At 63.8% G+C, this 23,513-nt stretch carries 22 protein-coding genes; 15 read left to right on the top strand and 7 right to left on the bottom strand.

From position 1 onward, the window contains the following. Positions 1-114 precede the first annotated feature (114 nt). Positions 115-951, bottom strand: coding sequence for a hypothetical protein (locus tag AAFX91_RS22155; RefSeq protein ID WP_394567891.1), 837 nt, complete (start codon positions 949-951; stop codon positions 115-117). Between the two features lie 256 nt (positions 952-1,207). Between AAFX91_RS22155 and AAFX91_RS22150 the strand changes: the two genes are divergently transcribed. Then, positions 1,208-2,458, top strand: coding sequence for a cyclopropane-fatty-acyl-phospholipid synthase family protein (locus tag AAFX91_RS22150; protein WP_282532139.1), 1,251 nt, complete (start codon positions 1,208-1,210; stop codon positions 2,456-2,458). A gap of 2 nt (positions 2,459-2,460) precedes the next feature. On the opposite strand, the gene AAFX91_RS22145 is transcribed toward AAFX91_RS22150, so the two are convergent. Beyond that, complete coding sequence (locus tag AAFX91_RS22145; RefSeq protein ID WP_394567890.1) at positions 2,461-2,610, bottom strand: hypothetical protein; 150 nt, start codon at positions 2,608-2,610, stop codon at positions 2,461-2,463. 174 nt (positions 2,611-2,784) lie between these two features. Between AAFX91_RS22145 and AAFX91_RS22140 the strand changes: the two genes are divergently transcribed. The 13 genes from AAFX91_RS22140 (at position 2,785) to AAFX91_RS22080 (ending at position 17,934) form a co-directional block, all read left to right on the top strand. Further along, entirely contained in the window at positions 2,785-2,907 is a 123-nt protein-coding gene (locus AAFX91_RS22140) for a hypothetical protein (protein ID WP_256378872.1), read from the top strand. A 272-nt stretch (positions 2,908-3,179) separates the two neighbouring features. Beyond that, positions 3,180-4,679: a replicative DNA helicase gene (locus tag AAFX91_RS22135; RefSeq protein WP_130583519.1), complete on the top strand. Its 1,500-nt coding sequence runs from the start codon at positions 3,180-3,182 to the stop codon at positions 4,677-4,679. A 42-nt stretch (positions 4,680-4,721) separates the two neighbouring features. Beyond that, positions 4,722-5,954: an alanine racemase gene (gene alr, locus AAFX91_RS22130; RefSeq protein ID WP_130583520.1), complete on the top strand. Its 1,233-nt coding sequence runs from the start codon at positions 4,722-4,724 to the stop codon at positions 5,952-5,954. A 33-nt stretch (positions 5,955-5,987) separates the two neighbouring features. Beyond that, on the top strand, positions 5,988-6,758 hold the full coding sequence (gene xth, locus AAFX91_RS22125) for an exodeoxyribonuclease III (RefSeq protein WP_130583521.1): 771 nt from the start codon (positions 5,988-5,990) through the stop codon (positions 6,756-6,758). Between the two features lie 917 nt (positions 6,759-7,675). Beyond that, positions 7,676-8,401 (top strand): sulfite exporter TauE/SafE family protein, encoded by a 726-nt coding sequence (locus tag AAFX91_RS22120; protein WP_130582264.1) that lies wholly within the window; start codon positions 7,676-7,678, stop codon positions 8,399-8,401. Positions 8,402-8,589: 188 nt separating this feature from the next. Continuing rightward, on the top strand, positions 8,590-9,942 hold the full coding sequence (locus tag AAFX91_RS22115; protein ID WP_394567889.1) for an HD domain-containing protein: 1,353 nt from the start codon (positions 8,590-8,592) through the stop codon (positions 9,940-9,942). After that, positions 9,939-10,463, top strand: a complete 525-nt coding sequence (locus AAFX91_RS22110) for a hypothetical protein (RefSeq protein WP_130582266.1) — start codon at positions 9,939-9,941, stop codon at positions 10,461-10,463. The genes AAFX91_RS22115 and AAFX91_RS22110 overlap by 4 nt, the downstream gene beginning before the upstream one ends. A gap of 58 nt (positions 10,464-10,521) precedes the next feature. Beyond that, on the top strand, positions 10,522-11,979 hold the full coding sequence (radA, locus tag AAFX91_RS22105) for a DNA repair protein RadA (RefSeq protein ID WP_394567888.1): 1,458 nt from the start codon (positions 10,522-10,524) through the stop codon (positions 11,977-11,979). A gap of 174 nt (positions 11,980-12,153) precedes the next feature. Next, entirely contained in the window at positions 12,154-12,783 is a 630-nt protein-coding gene (locus tag AAFX91_RS22100) for a CvpA family protein (protein ID WP_028166053.1), read from the top strand. A 62-nt stretch (positions 12,784-12,845) separates the two neighbouring features. Further along, positions 12,846-14,360, top strand: coding sequence for an amidophosphoribosyltransferase (gene purF, locus AAFX91_RS22095; RefSeq protein WP_130582273.1), 1,515 nt, complete (start codon positions 12,846-12,848; stop codon positions 14,358-14,360). Between the two features lie 190 nt (positions 14,361-14,550). Further along, positions 14,551-15,291 (top strand): SDR family NAD(P)-dependent oxidoreductase, encoded by a 741-nt coding sequence (locus AAFX91_RS22090; RefSeq protein ID WP_130582268.1) that lies wholly within the window; start codon positions 14,551-14,553, stop codon positions 15,289-15,291. Positions 15,292-15,462: 171 nt separating this feature from the next. Beyond that, complete coding sequence (locus AAFX91_RS22085) at positions 15,463-16,587, top strand: hypothetical protein (RefSeq protein WP_394567887.1); 1,125 nt, start codon at positions 15,463-15,465, stop codon at positions 16,585-16,587. Positions 16,588-16,707: 120 nt separating this feature from the next. Further along, positions 16,708-17,934 carry an ABC transporter substrate-binding protein gene (locus tag AAFX91_RS22080; RefSeq protein ID WP_394567886.1) on the top strand — a complete coding sequence of 409 codons (1,227 nt, stop codon included), beginning with the start codon at positions 16,708-16,710 and terminating at the stop codon, positions 17,932-17,934. A 47-nt stretch (positions 17,935-17,981) separates the two neighbouring features. Here AAFX91_RS22080 and AAFX91_RS22075 read toward each other — a convergent pair whose 3' ends face one another. The 5 genes from AAFX91_RS22075 to AAFX91_RS22055 all read right to left on the bottom strand — a co-directional run bounded on the left by AAFX91_RS22075 (position 17,982) and on the right by AAFX91_RS22055 (position 22,654). Beyond that, entirely contained in the window at positions 17,982-19,238 is a 1,257-nt protein-coding gene (locus AAFX91_RS22075) for a TCR/Tet family MFS transporter (protein ID WP_394567885.1), read from the bottom strand. Continuing rightward, the gene (gene der / locus AAFX91_RS22070; RefSeq protein ID WP_282529932.1) at positions 19,235-20,617 is read right to left on the bottom strand and encodes a ribosome biogenesis GTPase Der; all 1,383 of its coding nucleotides are present in this window, start codon (positions 20,615-20,617) and stop codon (positions 19,235-19,237) included. The genes AAFX91_RS22075 and der overlap by 4 nt, the downstream gene beginning before the upstream one ends. Before the next feature lie 57 nt (positions 20,618-20,674). Continuing rightward, positions 20,675-21,256, bottom strand: a complete 582-nt coding sequence (locus AAFX91_RS22065; protein WP_282529931.1) for a hypothetical protein — start codon at positions 21,254-21,256, stop codon at positions 20,675-20,677. 34 nt (positions 21,257-21,290) lie between these two features. Further along, positions 21,291-21,944: a tetratricopeptide repeat protein gene (locus AAFX91_RS22060; protein WP_130584257.1), complete on the bottom strand. Its 654-nt coding sequence runs from the start codon at positions 21,942-21,944 to the stop codon at positions 21,291-21,293. Positions 21,945-22,111: 167 nt separating this feature from the next. Beyond that, positions 22,112-22,654, bottom strand: a complete 543-nt coding sequence (locus tag AAFX91_RS22055; RefSeq protein WP_130584258.1) for a hypothetical protein — start codon at positions 22,652-22,654, stop codon at positions 22,112-22,114. 117 nt (positions 22,655-22,771) lie between these two features. Here AAFX91_RS22055 and AAFX91_RS22050 point away from each other — a divergent pair, with 117 nt between their 5' ends. After that, a complete protein-coding gene (locus tag AAFX91_RS22050; RefSeq protein WP_394567892.1) occupies positions 22,772-23,215 on the top strand; it encodes an ester cyclase in 444 nt (147 codons plus the stop codon). Positions 23,216-23,513: the final 298 nt, after the last annotated feature.

The raw sequence follows: 23,513 nt of genomic DNA, 5'->3' as shown, positions 1-23,513 counted from the left end.
CGCGCGAAACTACTTCGCCGTCGTCGCCATTGCCGCCACTCTGCTCTGGATAAGGTAACTGTCCACACGGCCTAGCCGACTGGGATGGCGGCAATGAGGACGGCGCGGACGCCGTCACTGCGAAGCTGCAGGAGCTGCCGGAGTAGCCGCAGACGGGCTTGCGGACGGTTCCGGAGCGCTCGGAGCTGCAGCGGCTGCTGGCGGCGCTGGCGTCACCGGTGGAACTGGATCCGACCGCGGCGGTGCTGGCTCGCTGCCGCCACTTTCCCTCGACTCAACCTTGGCGGCCTCGCCCTTCGGCGTCTCTTCCACGGCTGGCTCGGCCTGTCTGGCAGGTTCCTCGCTGGGCTTGCCGCGCTTGCCCATCTTTTGTTTTGCGGCCGGCTTGGGCTCGGTTGCCTGCTCCGGGCTGGCCGCGTCAGGTGCCGCCTCGCTCGGCTGCTGCGGCCGCTTGGCGTTGCGACCATGCCGCCTGCCCTCGCCTTGTGGATTGAGGTCGTCAGCATCAGGCTTGGCGGCCTGCTGCGCATCGGGGGCGGGCTCGGGCGTGCTCCATGGAAACAAGAACCTGCGGCTAGGCCGCTCCGGTTCGGGCGGGCTGGCCGGGCGCGCGGCTTCCTGCTGCTTCGCATCCTTGCCGCGCTTGGTCTGCTCCTGCCGGCCCTGATATCGCGTATCGCTGGCGCCGTTGGACACGAGATAGGACGCCAGCAGCGAGGCCATGTCGCTGCTCGTGGTGTAGTGCTGGCGCAGGAACCCCGGGAGCGCCGAAGCGCTGACACTCTTGAGCAGGCCGCGCGCCGACTTGTGGCAGGCGCTGCAGGTGCCGGCAAAGATCTGCGAGGGGCTCTTGCCGGCCTCCAGATTGGTCGGCTGGGCATGCGCCGAGTTCGCCGCAAGGCCGGCGACAACAAGAATCACCGCCGCGAAAATGAGCGCTCGGCCCAACATCCCCCATTCTCCTGATCGTGGAAACGCCACCCGGCCCTGCTCGATCCGGTTGCGGCGCGCCCCTTTTAGCCGATTATCGGGCGAATGGAAGCGCAGTTGTGACGCATCCACGCAATTGTCACATTCGGGAATATCCGCTTTGACTACAACGCAATAGCGCTTCCCCCCGATCACACCTACAGTGATGTTGACTCACATTGGAACCATCTGTTCCACTGCGCGTCAGGGTAACGGCCGGTCGCTCTGTGGTGCTTCTATGGACCGTTTGTTGCGTTATTTCTTGGGGCAGTTCGTTCGCCGTGGGGCGCTTTCGGTCACGACCGCAAGCGGGGCAAAGTTCACGTGCGGCGACGGCGCCGGGCAGCCGGTTCCGGTGCGGTTCCTGACCGCAGCCGCGGAGCGTTGGGTGTTGCTCGATCCCGAGCTCAGTCTCGGTGAATCCTATATGGACGGCACGTTCGTCGTCGAGAACGGCTCGATTGCGGATGCGCTTGCGATCCTGATGGATCAGCCGGACATGCTGCCGCGCTGGGCCAAGCCGCAATGGCTCCTGCGCTATCTCGGAAGGCACATCTGGCAATTCAATCCGCGAGGCCGGTCGAGGCGCAACGTCGCTCACCACTATGACCTCGATGGCCGGCTCTATTCCCTCTTCCTCGACGCCGACAAGCAATATAGCTGCGCCTATTTCGAGACGCCGGATGCGACGCTGGACGACGCCCAGCTCGCCAAGAAGCGCCATCTCGCCGCCAAGCTCCTGGTGCGGCCGGGCCAGCGCGTGCTCGATATCGGTTCCGGCTGGGGTGGGCTTGGCCTCTACCTTGCCGAGATGACCGGCGCCGACGTCACCGGCGTCACGCTCTCCACCGAGCAGCTCCAGGTTTCGAACACCCGGGCGGCGGAGAAGAACCTCTCGCAATCGGCGCGCTTCCTGCTCGAGGACTATCGCGACATCCCCGGCCCGTTCGACCGCATCATCTCGGTCGGCATGTTCGAACATGTCGGTGTCGACTTCTACGAGACCTTTTTCCGCCGCTGCGCCGAGTTGCTGACCGACGACGGCGTGATGGTGCTGCACTCGATCGGCCGGTCCACGGGGCCTGACGTCACCAGCCCCTGGATCGAGAAATACATCTTCCCCGGCGGCTATATCCCGGCACTGTCCGAAGTCATGCCCGCGATCGAGAAGGCCGGGCTCTTGGTCTGCGACATGGAGATCCTCCGACTGCACTATGCCGAGACCTTGAGGGCATGGCGTGAGCGTTTCATGGCGCGGCGCGAAGAGGCCGTCCGCCTCTACGACGAGCGCTTTGCGCGGATGTGGGAGTTCTATCTGGCGGCGTCCGAAATGTCGTTCCGCAAGCAGAACATGATGAACTTCCAGCTCCAGCTCACCAAGCGGCAGGGCGTCGTGCCGATCACCCGCGACTATATCGGCCAGGAAGAGGCCAAGCTCCGCGGCATCGAGCAGCGCGCGCGGCCGCGGCTGCAATTGGCGGGCGAATAGGTTCAGTTGCGAAAGCTGAAGGCCGAGCCGTAACAGGGATAGGCTACGGCCGGGCGCGCAAGTCGCGCTTCGACGGCGGCGAGCACCTGCTTGTCGCGGGGAACATTGCGGATTTCCGGACGAGACGCCTCCTCCATGGCGTCGATCAGCATCGACAGCCACCGCCGGCCGCCCTGGTCCGATCGCCGGATATGAAATCGCTGGCTCATCGCTTTAACTAACCCGAAACCCTTTGGTCCGTTCCCGCCTACCCTGCCGCAATAAAAATCATTCCCATGTGAACTGGTTCACAAGGTGGGCGGGCGGTTTGGGCGTAGACCACCCCCATGTCCCACGAGACCTACAGATCCTTGTTCGATCCGCCGCGCGACCTCAAAACCGACTACGCCCTGATCGCTGTGGGCATCGTCGCCGCTTTGGTTGCGTTCGCCTATCTCATCCTCACCTGAGATAGCGGGCCGGACACGCGCCGTTCCCTTGGATGTTGGTTCGTCCAGGTGGAATTAGGTTCAGCCTGCCCCAAAACATTCCTCGCGACTCGCCGCCCCGCCCCCGAAATCCGTCAAGCATCGTGCACCGCTGCTACGTGATTCACACTTCGCTTGTGTGAATCGTGAATAAGGCGCATGGGCACTTCCGCTTCCGACAGCGGTGGCGCTTTATCGCCGCCCCTGCTTCCGGGAATCCCAATAACGGCGAAATCCGAAGAATAATTCCGTCCATGGCAACTGATTCGAACGTCCTGAAGCTCGCGCCCGAGCCGGGAACCCCGGCCTATCGCAGCGCGCCGCACAATATCGAAGCGGAACAGGGCCTGTTGGGCGCGATCCTGGTCAACAACGACGCCTTCTACCGCGTCTCCGATTTCCTGGAGCCGAAACACTTCTTCGAGCCGCTCCACCAGACGATCTACGAGACCGCCGGTAGCCTGATCCGCATGGGCAAGGTGGCGACCCCCGTGACGCTGAAGACCTTCCTGCCGGCAGAGACCGACATTGGCGGCATGACGGTTGCCCAATACCTCGCCCGCCTTGCCGCCGAAGCGACCACGATCATCAACGCCCAGGACTATGGCCGGACCGTCTATGACCTGTCGCTGCGGCGCGACCTGATCCGGATCGGCGAGGACATGGTCAACGTCGCCTTCGACGCGCCGGTGGATTTCGCACCGCGCGCCCAGATCGAGGACGCCGAGCGGCAGCTTTACGAACTCGCCGAAACCGGCCGCTATGACGGCGGCTTCCAGCGCTTCTCCCAAGCGCTGACGCTTGCCGTCGACATGGCCGCGAAAGCGTTCCAACGCGACGGCAAGCTGTCGGGCATCTCGACCGGCCTGCGCGACCTCGACGCCAAGATGGGCGGCCTGCAGCCGTCGGACCTGATCATCGTCGCCGGCCGCCCCGGCATGGGCAAGACCTCGCTCGCGACCAACATCGCCTACAACATCGCCAGGGCCTATGAGGGCGAAGTGCAGGCCGACGGCAGCATCAAGGCGGTCCACGGCGGCGCGGTCGGCTTCTTCTCCTGCGAAATGTCGGGCGAGCAGCTCGCCACCCGTATTCTCGCCGAGCGCACCGGCATTCCCTCGAGCCACATCCGCCGCGGCGGCATCACCGAGATGGATTTCGAGAAGATCCGCGAATGCTCGATCGAGCTGCAGTCCCTGCCCTTCTACGTCGACGAAACCGGCGGCCTGTCGATCTCGCAACTGACCGCGCGGGCGCGGCGGCTGAAGCGACAGAAGGGTCTCGACCTCATCGTCATCGATTACATTCAGCTTCTGCAGGGATCGGGCAAGCGCGGCACCGACAACCGCGTCCAGGAAATCACGGAGATCACGACCAACCTGAAGGCGCTGGCGAAGGAATTGAACGTCCCGGTGATCGCATTGTCGCAGCTCTCGCGCCAGGTGGAAAACCGCGACGACAAGCGTCCGCAGCTTTCCGACCTGCGTGAATCCGGTTCGATCGAGCAGGACGCCGACGTCGTAATGTTCGTCTATCGTGAGGAATATTACCTCGCCAACAAGGAACCGCGCGCGGGCACGCCGGAATATGAGAAATGGCAGCTTGACATGGACCTCGCCCACGGCAAGGCCGAAGTCATCATCGGCAAGCAGCGCCACGGCCCGACCGGCTCGGTCGAACTGCACTTCGAAGCCAGCGTGACACGGTTCGGCGATCTCGCCCATGACGGTCAAGTGCCGGATCGGTCTTATTGATGCGCGGTTGAACCATTGCTGCCGCCCGCGTAAAACGGCTCCATGAACGTCGCTTCCGATCCGAAATCGATCCCGCAGGGCGCGCAGCTTGCGTCCGACGCAAACCAGCTCGCGGTGCCTCCGACCGCCACGGGCATCCTGACCGTCGATCTCGACGCCATCATCGCCAATTGGCGCAGGCTCGAGAAGAGCGCGGTTCCGGCCGAATGCGGCGCCGTCGTGAAGGCCGACGGCTATGGCTGCGGCGCTGCGCAGGTTTCGCGGGCATTGGCCGCCGCCGGCTGCAAGACGTTCTTCGTCGCCAATATCGAAGAGGCGCGCGCTGTCCGCGAGGCGGTGCCGTCCGCCACCATCTATGCGCTCGGCGGCTTCTTCCAGAACACCGGCGACAGCTACGCCAAGTTCGACTGCCAGCCCGTGATTGGCGACCTCAACGAACTCGCCGAATGGGACGTGTTCTGCCGTCGCTCCGGCTGGTCGGGCGGCGCCGCCGTTCACATCGACACCGGCATGAACCGGCTCGGGTTCACGATCAACGAGGCGCAAGGCATCATCCCGCGCATCAACGCCGGCGATCACGGCATCACGTTGGTGATGAGCCACCTCGTCGCCGCCGAGCAGCTCAACAGCCCGATCAACGCCAGGCAGCTTACGACCTTCCGCGAGATCGCGAGCCTGTTCACCGGCGTGCCGGCGTCGCTTGCGAATTCCTCCGGCATTTTCCTCAGTCCCCAATTCCAGTTCGAGCTGGTGCGGCCGGGAGCCGCGCTCTACGGCGTCAACCCGACGCCCGAGGCCGACAACCCGATGCGGCCGGTGGTCGATCTCAAGGCCCGCATCGTGCAGATCCGCCACATCGATCGCGGCGAGACCGTCGGCTATGGCGGCACCTGGACCGCGCGGCGGCCAACGCGATTGGCGGTCATCTCGGTCGGCTATGCCGACGGCTATTTCCGCGCAGCGAGCTCGAACGACGGCACCCGCGGCGCCGACGTTGTGGTCGCCGGAAAGCGCTGCCCGATCGCCGGCCGCATCTCGATGGACCTGATCGCCGTTGACATCACCGAACTCGACAAGAATGCCGTGCGGCGCGGCCACATGGTCACCCTGATCGGCGAAGGCATCACGGTCGACGAACTCGCGCATCATTTCGGCACCATCGGCTATGAGGTGCTGACCAGCCTGGGTCCGCGTTATGCGCGCATCTACAAGGGCGGCAACCCCACGGAGGAGCCGCCGCCACCGCCTGCCGACTCCGGCAACGCTCCGGCCTGATCGGGTCAGGACGGATCGCGGTCGTCTCGACACATGAAGATCGCGACCTTCAACATCAACAACATCAACCGCCGCCTGCCGAACCTCTTGCGCTGGCTGCGCGCGGCAAAACCCGATGTCGTCAGCCTGCAGGAACTGAAGGCGACCGACAGCGAGTTTCCGTTGCCCGCGATCGAAAAGGCCGGCTATGGCGCGGTGTGGCAGGGGCAGAAGACCTGGAACGGCGTTGCGATCCTCGCGCGAAAAGCCGAGCCGGTATTGATCCGCACCGTCCTGCCCGGCGATCGCACCGATCACGAGGCGCGCTATATCGAGGCCGCGGTCAAGGGCATCATCGTCACCAGCCTCTATCTGCCGAACGGCAATCCGCAGCCCGGGCCGAAATTCGACTACAAGCTGGCCTGGTTCAGGCGATTGCGCGCGCATGCCGCTAAGCTTCTCAAAGAGGATGTCCCGGTCGTGCTCGCCGGCGACTACAATGTCGCGCCGACCGAGCTCGACATCTATCCGACGCGCTCGTGGGACAAGGATGCATTGATCCAGCCGAAGAGCCGCGCCGCCTTCAAGGCGCTCGTCGACCAGGGCTGGTGCGACGCGATCCGCACGCTGCATCCGGCAAAGCCGATGTTCACCTTCTGGGACTACAAGCGCAACCGCTGGCCGCGCGATGCCGGGCTGAGACTCGATCATCTGCTGCTCAGTCCTGTGCTCGCGCCGCGTCTGACGAAGGCTGGTGTCGACCGCGACATCAGAGGCGAGGAAGGCGCAAGCGACCACGCACCGGCGTGGATCGTGCTGCGGTGATTGTGCCGTAGGATGGGTAGAGCGCAGCGAAACCCATCGCGATGGAGCAAGCGGCGAGATGATGGGTTTCGCTGCGCTCTACCCATCCTACGATTGTCGTCCCCGCGAAAAACGGGACGACACCGTCATTGCGAGCGAAGCGAAGCAATCCATGTCTCCACAAGCGGCAAAATGGATTGCTTCGCTCCGCTCGCAATGACGGGGTGAGTCCTGATTCAATTGTCAAATAGCGTGAGGATGTGAGTCCGCGTTCTCGCGGAGCTTTGCGCCCGAGGTTTGCGTCGCCTTCCACCCTCCTCATTGAACAGAGGGCGCAGGGAAAGCCGGGTGCCGGTTGCACCCGTGGGTCCCGTGCAACAAAAAGCACGGGGGTAGGACCACAGGTTCAACCGAAGCATTCCGGCTTTCCCTGCGCGATGGTGTTACGGCTTACTTCGTGCTCTCCCCGGTGACCGGGCTTTCTTGCCACCGTCACTTCGTAAGAAGCTTAGCGCCAGCGTCGGGGCGCCAGGACCACACGACTTCGCCGTCCGTGATGCGCGTGCTCGTCAGTCACACGCATCGCGTCCACCGCATCTCACCGCAACGTTCGTGACGATCGCGATCCGCCCCTCATCTACCGTGAGACGCGCGGATTAATAGTGCTGATTTGCCCGACGGGTTAAGCGGTTTATTTTTTTCAAGCCAACTGGACGAAGCAAATCACGTTGGAATCACTAGCAAATTTTTCTCCTCCGTCATTCCGGGGCGTCGCGAAGCGGCGAGCCCGGAATCCATTTTTCCACCTGTGCCGGTGGTCTGATGGATTCCGGGCTCGCGCCAAGGGGCGCGCCCCGGAATGACAGCGAGTGTTAGGACGCGACCTCCCGAAACTTGCTAGGCTCTCTTCCCCCTGAACGAGTCGCGGACACTATCTCGTGGGTTACCTCTTCGTCCTCATCGTCGGCCTGATTGCCGGAACGCTTTCGGGCATCGTTGGCACGGGATCGTCGATCATGCTGATGCCGGTGCTGATCTATCAGTTCGGACCAAAGCAAGCGGTGCCGATCATGGCGGTGGCCGCGGTGATGGCGAACCTTTCGCGCATCCTGGCCTGGTGGCGCGAGGTCGATTGGCGGGCCTGCGCCGCCTACTCCATCACCGGCATCCCGGCCGCGGCGCTCGGTGCACGCACGCTGCTAGCGCTGCCGTCTCGCGTGGTCGACATCGCAATCGGCCTGTTCCTGATCGCGATGGTGCCGGCGCGGCACTGGCTGGCGCGGCATCAACTGCAGGCGCGGTTGTGGCATCTCGCTGTAGGCGGCGCCATCATCGGCTATCTCACGGGCATCGTGGTCTCGACCGGACCTTTGAGCGTGCCGCTGTTCCTGTTCTACGGCCTCACCAAGGGCGCCTTTCTTGCGACTGAGGCCGCAAGCTCGCTCGGCCTCTATGTGAGCAAGTCGGTGACGTTTGAACGTTTCGGCGCGCTGACGCCTGACGTCGCTCTCAAAGGCCTGATCGCGGGCTCGTCGCTGATGGCGGGCGCCTTCATTGCGAAGCGCTTCGTGCTGCGGCTTGAACCTGACGTCTTCCGCCTCGTGATGGACGGCATCATGCTTGTGGCCGGAGCGTCGCTGCTGTGGCCCGCGGTAACTCACTAGACATCATTGTCCCGCTATCCGCTGAACCAGACTGCTCGTCACGCCCTAACCATATGACGCGCAACGGGTTTCGGGGCGGTTCCATCTTTGGGTAGACGTACGGCGGAGAATGTTCTACTTTTGTTCTTATGAAGCCTCAGCGCGTCCGAGACCCTATTCATGGCCTCATTGTCTTTAATGACGATGGCTTGGTCGACGAGAGCGTTTGGAAGTTGCTCAATACGCCCGAAGTGCAGCGTCTTCGGCGCGTCAAGCAACTCGGCGTGTCCGAGTATGTGTTCCCTTCCGCGAGCCACACGCGCTTTTCGCATTCGATCGGCGTGTACCACAATGCGCGACGCCTCGTCGGAATCCTGAAACGCGAGATCGAGCTCAAGCGCGTCGAAGGCGAATTCAACGAGACGCGTGCCAAGGTCGCACTGTTTGCTGCCTTGCTTCACGACATCGGCCATGGCCCCTTTAGCCACGCCTTCGAGGAAGCACGAAAAGCACTGGCCGCGGAACGATCCACAGACGCCGCGCCGAAGCCAAAGATTCGAAGTCATGAGGCTTTCACTGCGGACATGATCCGCGATGGCCGCGGCAGGATATCGGAGATAATCGCAGCGTCCGGCGTGAAGCCGGAGGATGTCGCGGACCTGGTCGCCGCCGAAACCCCGACGGACATGTATCATGCGGTCGTGTCGAGTTCGTTTGACGCCGATCGTTTGGATTATCTGCTCCGCGACCGTTACATGACCGGCACTGGCGCCGGCGCCATCGACCTGGACTGGCTGATGGACAATGTGCGCGTTGCCGAAATCGACTTCGCGCCGGCCGAGTCCGACGACGCAGATCCGATTTATCAGCACAGCTTCTGCCTCGAGCACAAAGCGCGCGACGCTGCCGAAGATTTCCTGTTGGCGCGGTATCGCCTCTACACGAACGTATATCTGCACAAGACGACGCGCGGGATCGAGCAGATGGTATCGGCTTTCTTTCGATTCACCGCACGCGAGATAGATGCCAACGGCAGGGTCGCCGGCCTGCCCGACGATCATCCCTTGGTTCTCTTCTTTTCTCCGGGAGGCGACGGCATCGCCAACTATGGCGCCTTGGACGACACGGTGGTGTGGGGCGCCTTACATGCCGTCGCGACAAATGGTGACGGGATAATCAAGCGAATTGCCGGGCGGATACTCAATCGAGAACGCCCTATCTGCCTCGACGTTCAGCACGCCTTTCCGGAGGATGCGGAAGAACAGCGCCGTCTGAAACACGCGCTCGACGCCCGCTTCAAATCGCAACTCGGGGAAGATGTATTCCGGGACTCCGCCAAACTGTCGATATACGGTGAGATCGGAGCTGACGACGGGCGCGCCCAGAAACGGCTCATGATCCGGATGTCAGACCACAAGCTCAAAGAAATTACCGACTTCAAAGACGCTACGGTAGCCGGCTCCGATCGTCAGCGAGCCTTCGAGCGCTACTACTTTCTTGATGAAGCAAGCTCCAGAATGGCGCAATCTGTCATTGATTCGGTCAGAGGGAGGCACAAATGACGGCTGATGTTCCAAGCCTCGTGATGGCTGCCGGGGGAGAGATCGTCGGGAAAATCCGTCTCCAGAAAGTCGTGTATCTGCTTGACCGGATGGGCCTCGATAGCGGCTTCTCGTACGAATATTATCATTACGGCCCCTATTCGGAGGATTTGGCCGAGAAGATCGAAGACGACATCGTGTTCGGTCACCTACACGCAAGCCAGCGCCGTCGCCTGAGCGATGGCGTGCCTTACGTCGCCTACTCCGCGGAAGCAGAGGGCGATGGCGATAAGGCGGACGCCCATATGCCAATCGGGCGCATCCGCACAGCGCTTGCTGAAATGCAGCGGCACTCGTCCACCGTGCTTGAGCTTGCTGCCACCATTCATTGGTTGGCGGTAGTGGAAGGCATTTCTGATTGGAAGACCGAACTGGTTCGGCGCAAGGGGGCCAAGACCGGCAACAACCGTGCCCTGAAAGCTTTTGAATTGTTGCGGACGCTTGGGTTGCCGCCTGCGGTTGGTTCGGCTGTGCGTTCCTGATTTCATTCTTCGCCGCCTGTGAGCGCACCCAAATGCGGAATGGGCGGTAGGATTTTCCATGGCCAAGAACACCCTCTCCTTTGTCTGCCAGAATTGCGGTGCGGCGTATAATCGCTGGCAGGGGAAGTGCGACGCCTGCGGTGAGTGGAATACGCTGGCGGAGGAGGACTCGACCGGCAATGTGCCGGTGTCGATCCGCTCCAAGCGCAAGGGGCGGACGTTTGCGCTGGAGTCGCTGTCCGGCAAGAGCCACGACGCTCCCCGCCTCTCCTCCGGGATGACCGAGCTCGACCGCGTCACCGGCGGCGGCTTCGTGCGCGGGTCGGTGCTCCTGGTCGGCGGCGATCCCGGCATCGGCAAGTCGACGCTGCTGACGCAGGCGACCAGCATGATGGCGCGCGCCGGGCACCGCGCGGTCTACATCTCGGGCGAAGAGGCGGTGGCGCAGGTGCGGTTGCGCGCCGAGCGGCTCGGGCTTGCGAATGCGCCGGTGCAGCTCGCTTCCGAAACCTCGGTCGAGGATATCGTCTCGACGCTCTCAGAAGGCACCGTGCCGCGGCTGATCGTGATCGATTCGATCCAGACCATGTGGACCGACACGGTCGAATCCGCGCCCGGCACGGTGACCCAGGTCCGCGCCTCGGCGCAGGCGCTGATTCGCTTCGCCAAGAAGACCGGCGCGGCCATCATCCTGGTCGGGCACGTCACCAAGGATGGCCAGATCGCGGGCCCCCGCGTGGTCGAGCACATGGTCGACGCGGTGCTGTCGTTCGAGGGCGAAGGCTCGCAGCAGTTCCGCATCCTGCGCGCGGTCAAGAACCGCTTCGGCCCGACCGACGAGATCGGAGTGTTCGAGATGACCGGGCTCGGCCTGCGTGAGGTCTCAAACCCCTCCGAATTGTTCCTTTCCGAGCGCGACCTCGGCAGCCCCGGCACCGCCGTGTTTGCCGGAATCGAGGGCACCCGCCCGGTGCTGGTGGAATTGCAGGCGCTGGTGGCGCCGACCTCGCTCGGCACGCCGCGGCGTGCGGCGGTCGGTTGGGACCCGAGCCGGCTGTCGATGGTGCTGGCGGTGCTGGAGGCCCATTGCGGCGTGAAACTCTCCGGCCATGACGTCTACCTGAACGTCGCCGGCGGCCTGCGCATCCAGGAACCCGCCGCCGACCTTGCCGCCGCCGCGGCGCTAGTGTCTTCGCTGGTGAACGCCCCCCTGCCAACGGATGCGGTCTATTTCGGCGAGATTTCGCTGTCCGGCGCGGTCCGGCCGGTGGCGCAGACCTCGGCCAGGCTGAAGGAGGCGGCGAAACTCGGGTTTGGCCGCGCCGTGCTGCCCGAATCGGCCCGCGGCGACGCCGGCGATGCCGGGCTTACCCTGAACTCGGTCGGCGGACTGACCACCCTGGTCGCCGAGATCGCCGCCCGTGGCACCCCTAGGGGCAACCACCAGGCCCAACGGGACGCTGAACCCGTTGAGAAAAATGCCACACCGGCCCGATTCCGTCGCGAGAAGGGCTAAAGCGGGGTGACCTTGGCGCCCCTCGCCGCTATACATCGCGCCGCGTGGGACAGGCGCTTTCCGGCCTTGCCGGGGACGCTATAAGCCCCTCAGCTAGGACGGAACCGAAACGCCGATTCGCGGGCGGCCGTGCCCTGCAGACCCATAAGAAGAACGAGCGGACCTGACCACCCGATGCCGATAACGATCCTCGATCTCGTCCTGCTCGCAGTGATGCTGATCTCGGGCCTGCTTGCGATGGTGCGCGGCTTCATGCGCGAGATCCTGTCGATCGCGGCCTGGGGCGCGGCGGCGCTGGTCACGCTCTATGCTTTCTCGAAGCTTTTGCCGACTGCCAAAACTTACTTCAACAACGACACGGTCGCCGCCGTCGTCGTGGTCGCCGGCACTTTCATCGGTACCCTGATCGTGGTGTCCATCATCACGGTGCGGATTTCCGACATGATCCTGGATTCGCGCATCGGTGCGCTCGACCGTACGCTCGGCTTCCTGTTCGGGCTGGCGCGCGGGCTCCTGATCGTGGTCGTCGCCTTCCTGTTCTTTAGCTGGCTGGTTCCTGACAAGCAGCGGCCGGACTGGGTGACGGGCGCAAAATCCCGCGTGGTGCTGCAAGGAACCGGGGATTGGCTGATGTCGCTCTTGCCTGATGACCCCGAGAACACCATCTTAAAGCGGTTCAAGAAAAACAAACCGGAAGACGATCAGACTGACGCCGAACCCACCGCGCCGGCGTCCGGCGATGGCTATAGTAAACCTGCCCGCGACAGCCTTAAAAAGCTGATCGAGAAACCTGCGGGCCGTTAAACCTTGACTTAGGCCTGTTGGGCTAAACTCAGCACAGGCCGCAAAGAAAGGCGATGAACGCGATGCAAGCCCCTTCCGATCACGCCGAGCAGCTTGACCCGTATTCTTCCGGGCCCATCGAATTGCAGGATGATCTCGAAGGCGACACGCTACGCGAAGAGTGTGGTGTGTTCGGCATTTTCGGCCACCCCGAAGCTGCCGCCATCACGGCGCTCGGATTGCACGCCCTCCAGCATCGCGGCCAGGAAGCTTGCGGCATCGTCACCTTCGACGGCAGCCGCTTCCACTCCGAGCGCCGGCTCGGCCTGGTCGGCGACACCTTCTCCCGCCGCGAAGTGATCGAGCGCCTGCCCGGCTCGACCGCGGTCGGCCACGTCCGCTATTCCACCACCGGCGCCACCATCCTGCGCAACGTGCAGCCGCTGTTCGCCGAGCTCAACGCCGGCGGCTTTGCCGTCGGCCATAACGGCAACCTCACCAACGGGCTGTCGCTGCGCCGCGAGCTCGTCAAGAACGGCGCCATGATGCAGTCGACCACCGACACCGAGGTGATCCTGCACCTAGTGGCGCAGTCCAAGCGTGGCCATTTCGTCGATCGCTTCATCGAGGCGCTGCGCGCGATCGAGGGCGCCTATTCGCTGGTCGCCCTGACCAACAAGAAGCTGGTCGGCGCGCGCGACCCGCTCGGCATACGGCCTCTCGTGCTCGGCGATCTCGACGGCCGGCCGATCCTGACCTCGGAGACCTGCGCGCTCGATATGATCGGCGCCAAATATGTCCGCGACATCGAGCCCGGCGAGATCATCGTGTTCGATGAGGAAGGCGCGCACACGCACAAGCCGTTCCCGCCGAAACCGGCGCGGCCCTGCATCTTCGAATACATCTATTTCTCACGGCCCGACTCCATCGTCGGCGGCCGTTCGGTCTATGAGGTCCGCAAGGCATTCGGCGCGCAGCTTGCGCGCGAGAACCATCCGGATATCGACGTCGTCGTGCCGGTGCCAGACTCCGGCGTACCCGCCGCGGTCGGCTACAGCCAGTATTCCGGCGTGCCGTTCGAGCTTGGCATCATCCGCAACCACTATGTCGGCCGCACCTTCATTCAGCCGACCCAGAGCGTGCGCGAGCTCGGCGTGCGCATGAAGCATTCGGCCAACCGCGCCGCGATCGAGGGCAAGCGCATCCTCCTGATCGACGACTCGCTGGTGCGCGGCACCACCTCGAAGAAGATCGTGCGCATGATGCGCGACGCCGGCGCCCTTGAAGTGCACTTCCGCCTCGCTTCCCCGCCGATCCTCTATCCCGACTATTACGGCATCGACCTGCCTGACCGCGGCGGCCTGCTGGCGGCGACGCACACGCTGGAGGAGATGCGCGAGATCATCGGCGCGGACTCGCTGGCCTTCCTGTCGATCGACGGCATGTATCGCGCAATGGGCTATCCCGGCGGCCGCGATCCGGCCAACCCGAAGTTCGCCGACCATTGTTTCACGGGCGCCTATCCGACGCATCTCACCGACCACAGTGAAGCCGAGCCGCAGCCGCGCCAGCTCTCGCTGCTGGCAGAGGCGAGCTGAATTGTCGTTCCGGCCTGGGGCGCAACTTGCGCTCCGGGGCCGGGACCCATAACCAACCACCGGCTCTGTTTTTCGGAAGCCATTGGACACAACCGCCGTCGCGTATCATGACCGCCGCGGAGTATGGGTCCCGGCCCCGGAGCGCAAGTTGCGCCCTTGGCCGGGACGACCACGAAGAGTTAATCCGTAAATGCCCCTTCCCCTCGCCTCCCGCATCGCCCTCGTCACCGGCGCCTCGCGCGGCATCGGCTATGCCACTGCGCTGGCGCTGGCGAAAGCCGGCGCGCATATCGTGGCGGTGGCGCGGACCCAAGGCGGGCTCGAGGAGCTCGACGACGAGATCCGGCAAAGCGGCGGCAGCGCCACGCTGGTGCCGCTCAGCCTCACCGATTCCGACGGCATCGCCCGCTTAGGCGCCGCGCTGCATGAGCGTCATGGCAAGCTCGACATCCTCGTCGGCAATGCCGGCGTCGCCGGTCCCTCCTCACCGCTCGGCCACATCGATCTGAAATCGTGGAACGACGTGATGGCGGTCAACGTGACCGCAAATTTCCAGCTCATCCGCTGCATGGAGCCGCTCCTGAAAGTGTCCGATGCCGGACGCGCGGTGTTCATCACCTCAGGCGCGGCCAACAAGGCGCTCGCCTATCTCGGTCCCTATGCGGCGTCGAAGGCCGCGCTGGAAACGCTGGTCCGCGTCTGGGCCAACGAGACCGCGACCTTGAGGCTGCGCGTCAACCTGTTCAGCCCGGGCCCGATCCGCACCCGCATGCGCGCCGCCGTGTTTCCGGGCGAAGACCCGATGGATCTCGATACGCCCGAGCAAGCGGCGGAATTCATCCTGCCGATGTGCATGCCGGAGTGGAACGAGACCGGCAAGTTCTACGACTACCCCTCGCGCAAGCTGATGAGCTTTCATCCGCCGGCGTGATTTTCTCCGTCATTGCGAGCGAAGCGAAGCAATCCACGTCTCCGCAAGTGGCGAAATGGATTGCTTCGTCGCTACGCTCCTCGCAATGACGGGCGATTGACTAAACCTCCTCGGCGCGATTGACTGCTACCTGAGCGGGCAAACCGCCAAGAAAAAATCAGGGAGGCAATCATGACGGCGAGGCTCAATCGCGCGCGCACCCTTTTCGGATTCATCTTAAGCTGTATCGCCTGCTTCTGCCTGTCGGCGCCATCGCATGCCGGCGACATTCCGGCCTTCGCGGTCGATGCGGCCTGGCCGAAGCCGTTGCCGAACAACTGGATCCTCGGGCAGGTCGGCGGCATCACCGTCGACTGGCAGGGCCATGTCTGGGTGATCCATCGCCCGCGCTCGCTGACCGATGACGAGAAAGGCGCAACGCTCAATCCGCCGCGCTCGAAATGCTGCGTTCCGGCGCCGCCGGTGCTCGAGTTCGACGCCGACGGCAATCTCTTGCGCGCGTGGGGCGGGCCCGGCGAAGGCTATGAATGGGTCGGCCGCGAGCACGGCATCGAGGTCGACGAGCGCGGCTTCGTCTGGGTCGGCGGCAATGCCGACAATGACAACGCGATCCTGAAATTCACGCTCGACGGCAAGTTCGTCTCCCAGATCGGCAAGATCGCGCCGAGCAAGGGCTCCAACGACACCACACAGCTCGGCAAGCCCGCGGAGACTGCGATCGACAAGGAGGCGAACGAGATCTACGTCGCCGACGGCTACGGCAACCGCCGCGTGATCGTGTTCGACGCCACCACCGGCGCCTACAAGCGGCACTGGGGCGCCTATGGCAACAAGCCTGATGACGACAAGCAGGCCGCCTATGATCCCAAGGCGCCGGTTGCGCAGCAATTCGGCAATCCCGTGCATTGCGTGAAGCTCGCCAATGACGGGCTGGTCTATGTCTGCGATCGCATCAACAACCGCATCCAGGTGTTCAAGAAGGACGGGTCCTTCGTCAAAGAGTGGTTCTTTGAGAAGAGCACGCTCGGCAACGGCGCGGTGTGGGATATCGCGCTCTGGCCCGATCCGAACCAGACCTATCTCTTGAGCGCCGACGGCGAGAACAACGAGATCCGGATCGTCAGGCGCGACGACGGCACCGTGGTCGGCAGTTTCGGCCGCAGCGGCCGCAATGCCGGGCAATTCCACTGGGTCCACGCCATGGCCGTCGACGCCAAGGGCAACGTCTATACCGCCGAGGTCGACAACGCCAAGCGCATCCAGAAATTCAAACTGACCTCCGATGCGCTACGATAAGCGCATTGCCGGAAGGCGCGAGACAGGATAATCGGGAACCTGTGGATCGGGTTACCCCGACCGCGCCGCTGGCGAAAGGCCCCAAAAGAGGGCCATGCCGGCATCAACAGGAGGGAACACATGAAAACGACGCGCGCGCGGCGCTACGCCGCGCTATTCGCTTGCGCCGGATTAGGTCTTGCGACCCCGGCTTTCGCACAAGACAAAACCGTCAAGATCGGCGTCCTGAACGACATGTCGAGCCTTTACGCCGACATCGGCGGCGCCAATTCGGTCGCCGCGGTCAACATGGCGGTCGAGGATTCCGGACTGCGCAACAAGGGCTGGAAGATCGAGGTGCTGAGCGGCGATCACCAGAACAAGCCGGACGTTGGCGTCAACATCGCCCGGCAATGGATCGACAACGAGAAGGTCGACGTCATCGTCGACACGCCGAACTCGGGCGTCGCGCTCGCGGTCAGCAATCTCGTCAAGGAGAAGAACGCGGTGCTGCTCAACTCGGGTGCGGCTACCGCCGATCTCACCGGCAAGGCCTGCACGCCGAACACGATCTCCTACACCTACGACACCTACATGCTCGCCAACGGCACCGGCAAGGCGCTGACCAAGGCCGGCGGCGATAGCTGGTTCTTCCTCACCGCCGACTACGCCTTCGGCCATGCGCTGGAGCGCGATACGACCGCGGTCGTTCTCGCCAATGGCGGCAAGGTGCTGGGCAGCGTGAAGCACCCGCTCAACACGTCCGACTTCTCCTCCTTCCTGCTGCAGGCGCAATCGTCGAAGGCGAAGGTGGTCGGGCTCGCGAATGCCGGCGGCGACACCACCAACTCGATCAAGCAGGCGTCGGAATTCGGCATTGTCTCCGGCGGCCAGAAGCTCGCAGCACTCCTGCTCTTCATCACCGACGTGCATTCGCTCGGCCTGAAGACCGCGCAGGGCCTGACATTTACGGAATCCTTCTACTGGGATTTGAACGACAAGACCCGTGAATGGTCGAAGCGGTTCGCCAAGGTGTCGCCAAAGGGCATGATGCCGTCGATGACGGTCGCCGGCAATTACGCGGCCGTGCTGCATTACCTGAAGGCGCTGGAGGCGATGGGCGGCAACACCCATGATGGCGCCAAGACCGTCGTCAAGATGAAGGAACTGCCGACCGACGATCCCCTGTTCGGCAAGGGCCCGCTGCGCATCGATGGCCGCCGCATCATCCCGGCCTATCTGTTCGAGGTGAAGAAGCCGGAAGAGTCCAAATATCCGTGGGACTATTACAAGCTGATCGCCACCATCGCGCCGGAAGACGCGGCCAAGCCGCTGGAAGCCAGCGAATGCCCGCTGGTGAAGAAGTAATGGCGTGATGCGTAGGGTGGGCAAAGGCGCGAAGCGCCGTGCCCACCCTACGAAGCCTGCGCTTTTCTCGCGAGTGTCAGCGACGCTACCAATAGCGCCAGCAGCAACAGTGCTGCCGCCAGGAAGAACGGCGCGCCCGGCAATTTGAACGGCGCGCTTGTGCCGATGAAATAGGCGAACGTCAGCGTGAACAGGAATGGTCCCACGAGCTGGGACACGCTCTGCACGCTGGTGGTGGCGCCCTGGAGCTGGCCCTGCTGATCCGGTGCAACAAGCTGCGTTATCAACGCCTGAAGCGCCGCGCCCGCGACACCCCATAGCGCCATCACGGGAATGCCGAACCAGGACAGCGCTCCGGTCGGCGCGCTCGCGAAAATCAGAAAGCCGATCGCGCCACAGGCGAGCCCGAACAACAGCGCCCGCCGCTCGCCGAAACGCTTGACGATCGGGCCGATCGCCGCGCCCTGCACGATCATCTGGCAGAGGCCGACCAGCGCCAGCGTCGCGCCGACGGTCGCGGTGTCCCAGCCGTAGCGATAGGTCGCATAGAGCACGTAGGTCGAGGGCAGCACGACATGGGCGAGCTGGGCGAAGAAATTCGCCAGCGAGAGCCCTGCGAGCACGCGGTCCGAGCGCAACAGATGCAGCGCGCCGATCGGATTGGCGCTCTTCCAGCGGAACGGCGAACGACGCTCTCGCGGCAGCGACTCCGGCAGGATCAGCAGGCCATAGAGTCCGTTTGCAAAGCTCAAGCCCGCCGCAACCCAGAACGGCAATCGCGGATCGAAGCCGCCGAGCAGACCGCCAAGCGCCGGCCCCAGGATGAAACCGGCACCGAAGGCGACGCCGATCTTGCCGAACATGGTGGCGCGCTGCTCCGGCGCGGTGACGTCGGTGATATAGGCAAAGGCGGTCGAGACGCTCGCCGAGGTGATGCCCGAAATCAGGCGGCCGATGAACAGCCAGACCAGCGACGGCGCCAGCGCCAGCGCCATCAGCACATAGTCGGCGGCGAGACCGAAGTTCGACAACAGCACCACCGGACGCCGCCCGAACCTGTCGGACAATCCGCCGAGGATCGGCGAGAAGAGTAACTGCATCAACGCCCAGGCGGTGCCGAACAGGCCGAAGATCCGCGCGGCACTCGCCGTATCATTGTCGACGAAGCCCTCGATCAGTTTCGGCAGGATCGGAATGACGACGCCGAGCGCCAGCATGTCGAGCAGGACGGTGCCGAAGATGAAGATCGCGGCGCCGCTGCGCCTCGACGGTGTGTCGAGGGTCGCGGCCGCCTCTTCGCTCACGACAACCGCTTGCGCTTGTGGGCGAAGGGATTGGCCTTTTCACGCAGCGTGATGCGCACCGGCGTGCCCGGCAGGTCGAAGGTTTCGCGCAGCGAGTTGGTGAGATAGCGCAGATAGGACTGCGGCACGGCGTCGGCGCGCGAGCAGAACAGCACGAAGCTCGGCGGCCGCGCCTTGTTCTGGGTGATGTAGTTCAGCTTCAACCTGCGGCCGGAGACCGCGGGCGGCGGATTGGCGGCGACTGCCTGCTCGAACCAGCGATTGAGCGCGGCGGTGGGAACGCGCTTGTTCCAGGTGGCATAGGCCTCCTCGATCGCCTTCATCAGCCGATCGACGCCCTCGCCCATCAGCCCGGACACCGCAACAACAGGCACGCCCTTCACCTGCGGCAGCCAATGATCGGCATCGGCGCGCAAGCCTGAGATCAGGTTCGGCTTGCGCTCGACCAGGTCCCATTTGTTGACCGCGAGCACGATCGCGCGGCCTTCGCGCTCGACCAGATCGGCGATGCGCAGGTCCTGCTCCTCGAACTTGTTCTGCGCGTCCATCATCAGCACGACGACTTCGGCAAAGCGCACCGCGCGCAGCGCATCCGCAACCGACAGCTTTTCCAGCTTCTCCTCGATCCGCGATCGCCGCCGCAGGCCCGCGGTATCGAACAGGCGGAAGTCGCGGCCCTGCCATTTGATTTCGACCGCGATGGAATCCCGCGTGGTGCCGGCTTCCGGGCTGGTCAAGAGCCGCTCCTCGCCGAGCAGATGATTGATCAGCGTCGACTTGCCGGCATTGGGGCGGCCGACAATGGCGACGCGGATCGGACGTTGGCTGACGTCCTCCTCGGTTTCCGGCGCTTCATCCTCGAGGTCTTCATCATCTTCGGCAGGCGCCGGCATCAGCACGCTCAGCGCGTCATAAAGTTCGCCCATGCCCTCGCCGTGCTCGGCGGAAATCTGCACCGGATCGCCCAGGCCCAGCGCGTAGGATTCCATCGCGCCGAGCTCGCCATGTTTGCCCTCGGCCTTGTTGGCGACAAGCACCACCGGCTTGTCGGCGCGGCGGGCGAAATCGGCGAAAGCGCGGTCGGTCGGCGTCAGACCCACCCGCGCGTCGATCACGAACATCAGCGCGTCGGCAAGGCCGATCGCGGTTTCGGTCTGCTCCTGCATGCGCGCGGTCAGCGAGCCCTTGGCGCCCTCGTCGAGACCGGCGGTGTCGATAATGGTGAATTCGAGATCGCCGAGCCGCGCCTGCCCCTCGCGGCGGTCGCGCGTTACGCCGGGCTCGTCATCCACCAGCGCGAGCTTCTGCCCGACCAGGCGGTTGAACAGCGTCGACTTTCCGACATTGGGCCGGCCGATGATGGCGATCGTGAAGGACATGGATCATCAAAGCGCTGTTGGGGTAAACGCGTGTAGGTCAATGGAGTCTAGCAGGAACTAGCGCGAAAAACTGCCGCTCGGCATTGGAGCTGGGAACGGCGCGGCGGATTGCTGCGTGGGCTGTGCTGGAGCCGGCTCCGCGGTCGGTTGGGCCGTCGTCTGATCGGGCGGCGGCGCAGTGGTGCGCTTGCGCGCCATCCTCTTTGCCTTCGGCTCCGGCGGCAGCGCAGCGGCCGCGCCCTCCTCGGACGGCGCGGCATTGGGATCGGCGGCGGCCGGCTCGGCTGCGGGCGCCGTGCTGGCGTTGGTCGCCCTGCCCTTGGCCGATCGCTTCGACTTCGCCTGCTCCGGCGGAGGCTGTGGCGGCGGAGCAGCGGCGGCGGCAGCCTGCGCGTTCTGCTCATCGATCTGCTGTTGCTGCGAGCCCTTGTAGAGCTCCTTCGGCACGCCCTGCTCCAGTCCCGGCACGCCATCCGGGAATACCGGCTTGCGGTCACCCGGCAGCTTCTTCTTGGTGTCGAGGAAGTCGAGCAGGTCCGACGGATCGAAATTGGACAGGCCGCCGCCCCCGCAGCCGGCCAGCACGCTGCAAAGCGCAATGGCGACAGCGGCTGCGATCAGACGTTGCGAGCGGCGCATGGGCAATCCCTCACTCAACTCGTTAGCCTCTCAATCAGCTCTTGGCGACAGGCGGCAAAAGCGCCTGCAGCGCCTCGGCGCGCGAGCGCAGGCTCGGCGGCGTCTCGGCATCGTTGACGATCAGGTCGAGCCACTGCCGCGCTGCGGCGGCGTCATTGGCGCGGTAAGCCGACAATGCCAGCAATTCGCGCGCGGTGTGACGGAAGGTCGAGTTCGCCGCCGTGGCGGGCTCGAGCCGCTGCAGCATGTTCTGGTAGGTCGCGGTTTCCAGCAGCAATTGCGCGGCCCGGATCCGCGCCAGATCCTGATCTGCCACACCGACGCTGCGGTCGGCGGCGATCTCGTCATACATCTTCGCGGCCGCCTGCGGGTCGCGGGGTGCGATTTCGGCAGCCAGCCGCAGTCGCGCCAGCACCCGGTAACCGGCCGGCGCCTTCGTAGCCAGGTCGGCGAAAGCGGCCTCCGCCTCGGCGCGCTTGTTCTGTTCGGAAAGCTCGACAGCCCGGTCGAAGGCAGCCCCCGCCTCGGCCGCCTTCTGGCCCTGGAGGTATTCGTAGCCGCGCCAGCCGCCCACGCCGGCGACGATCAGAATCGCCAGCGCAATGATGTAGAGCGAATACTTGTCCCACAGCTTCTTGAGCTGCTCGCGACGTAGCTCCTCGTCGACTTCACTAAATAATTCAGACACTTAAGGCTATCCCATCCCCGGAGGGCGAAGCAAAATGCCAAGGCGCCAGACGCGCCCGATCCCCACATCGCGGCGGCGTTACCTTAATGATATGGCGGTGGCAAGGCAAAGCGAGGCGGATCAAAGCGTTAACGGTGGAAGGCTGCCGGCCCCGGGAGGCAGATCGGCTACGGTGAAGGATTGAGCGCGAGCTGCGGCTGGTCTGCACTCGCCGCAGTTGTTCGCTTCAACGTTCCCCCGTGAAGGAGCTTGCCATCCGGCGCCGCAACCTCGATCAGTTCTGCGGCAAGGAAAGCGTGTTGATCGGGTTTGAATTGGAAACTGTGGTTGCCGCTTCCAAGATTGGCATTTTCGAGATCTTGTCGATAGCGGTCGGCCAGAACACTACCGACCAGTCTGCCGTCAAAATAGAGTTCCACGCGAAGCGGGATTTCAGGATGGTCGACGCACTGAGCCCAGCCAGCAATGGTGTGAGGCTCTATATGATCGACGTAACCTCGCAGCGTGCCACCCTTCAAGATATCCTGGATGCCGTCTTCGATCGCGGCGAGATCCTGCCGGCACAGATCACGTGATAGCGCGAGGCTGAACTGATCCGTGTCAAGCGCCCGAGAGAGCAGTTCCTTTCGGTGAGCCTTCATCTCCAACAGCGCCGTCACATTCTTCAGTCTGACATAGGCGCCAACGACTTGCTGGATTCCCTGGTTCATCGCCTTGCGAAATCCTTTAAAAATCGTTGGGGAAATATGCCTTGGCTGCCAGGCCGGGTAAAGGTTGTCCTGACAGCCACGGCGCGTTCGCGGGGCAGCGATGTGATCGCGGTGGCGATGGAACCAATTGATCTCAGGTACCTGCGACAAGGGAGATTTGTCGTGACGCCGCAACATCTCTCCAAGGTCTATCGAGACTACATCACCTGCTTGAACGCGCAGGACTGGACCAATTTGGGACGGTTCGTCCACGATGACGTACGTCACAACGGCCGACAGATTGGATTGTCAGGCTATCGCGAGATGCTGGAAAATGACTTTCAGCAGATCCCGGACCTCTTGTTCAATATCCAGCTCTTGATCGCGGATCCGCCTTACGTGTCGAGCCGCCTGCTCTTCGACTGCAGGCCGAAAGGAGAATTTCTCGGGCTCAAGATCGACGGGAAACGAGTTTCGTTCGCCGAGAACGTTATTTACGAATTTCGAGAAGGTAAGATCGTGGAGGTTTGGTCGGTCATAGACAAGCCGGCCATCGAAGCCCAGCTTCGACGCTCGCAATGACGCCGTCGTCCCGGCCTTGCGCGCCGCGGCGAAGCCTTTGGCGTAGCCGGGAGCCGGGACGACGATAGCCAGCGTGCTCAGTCGCGTAGGGTGGGCAAAGCGCAGCGTGCCCACCATCAAGAGCGGTGCAGGAAGAGGTGGGCACGCTACGCTTTGCCCACCCTCATATGCCCTCATATGGGGCTTTGTGAGTCAAGGCTCTCAACGAACAGGGTTGGGTTGGGTTTTTGCGGTGAGAGGGCGGCGCGCGGAGCCATGCGTAGCGCAGCGCGACGACCGGGCCCCGGGCGAGGATTGG

The organism is Bradyrhizobium sp. 31Argb, assembly GCF_043638955.1.
In the GTDB taxonomy this organism is placed as follows: domain Bacteria; phylum Pseudomonadota; class Alphaproteobacteria; order Rhizobiales; family Xanthobacteraceae; genus Bradyrhizobium.
Note: the sequence above shows the minus strand (reverse complement) of the source record. Positions and strands in the feature narration are given on the sequence as shown.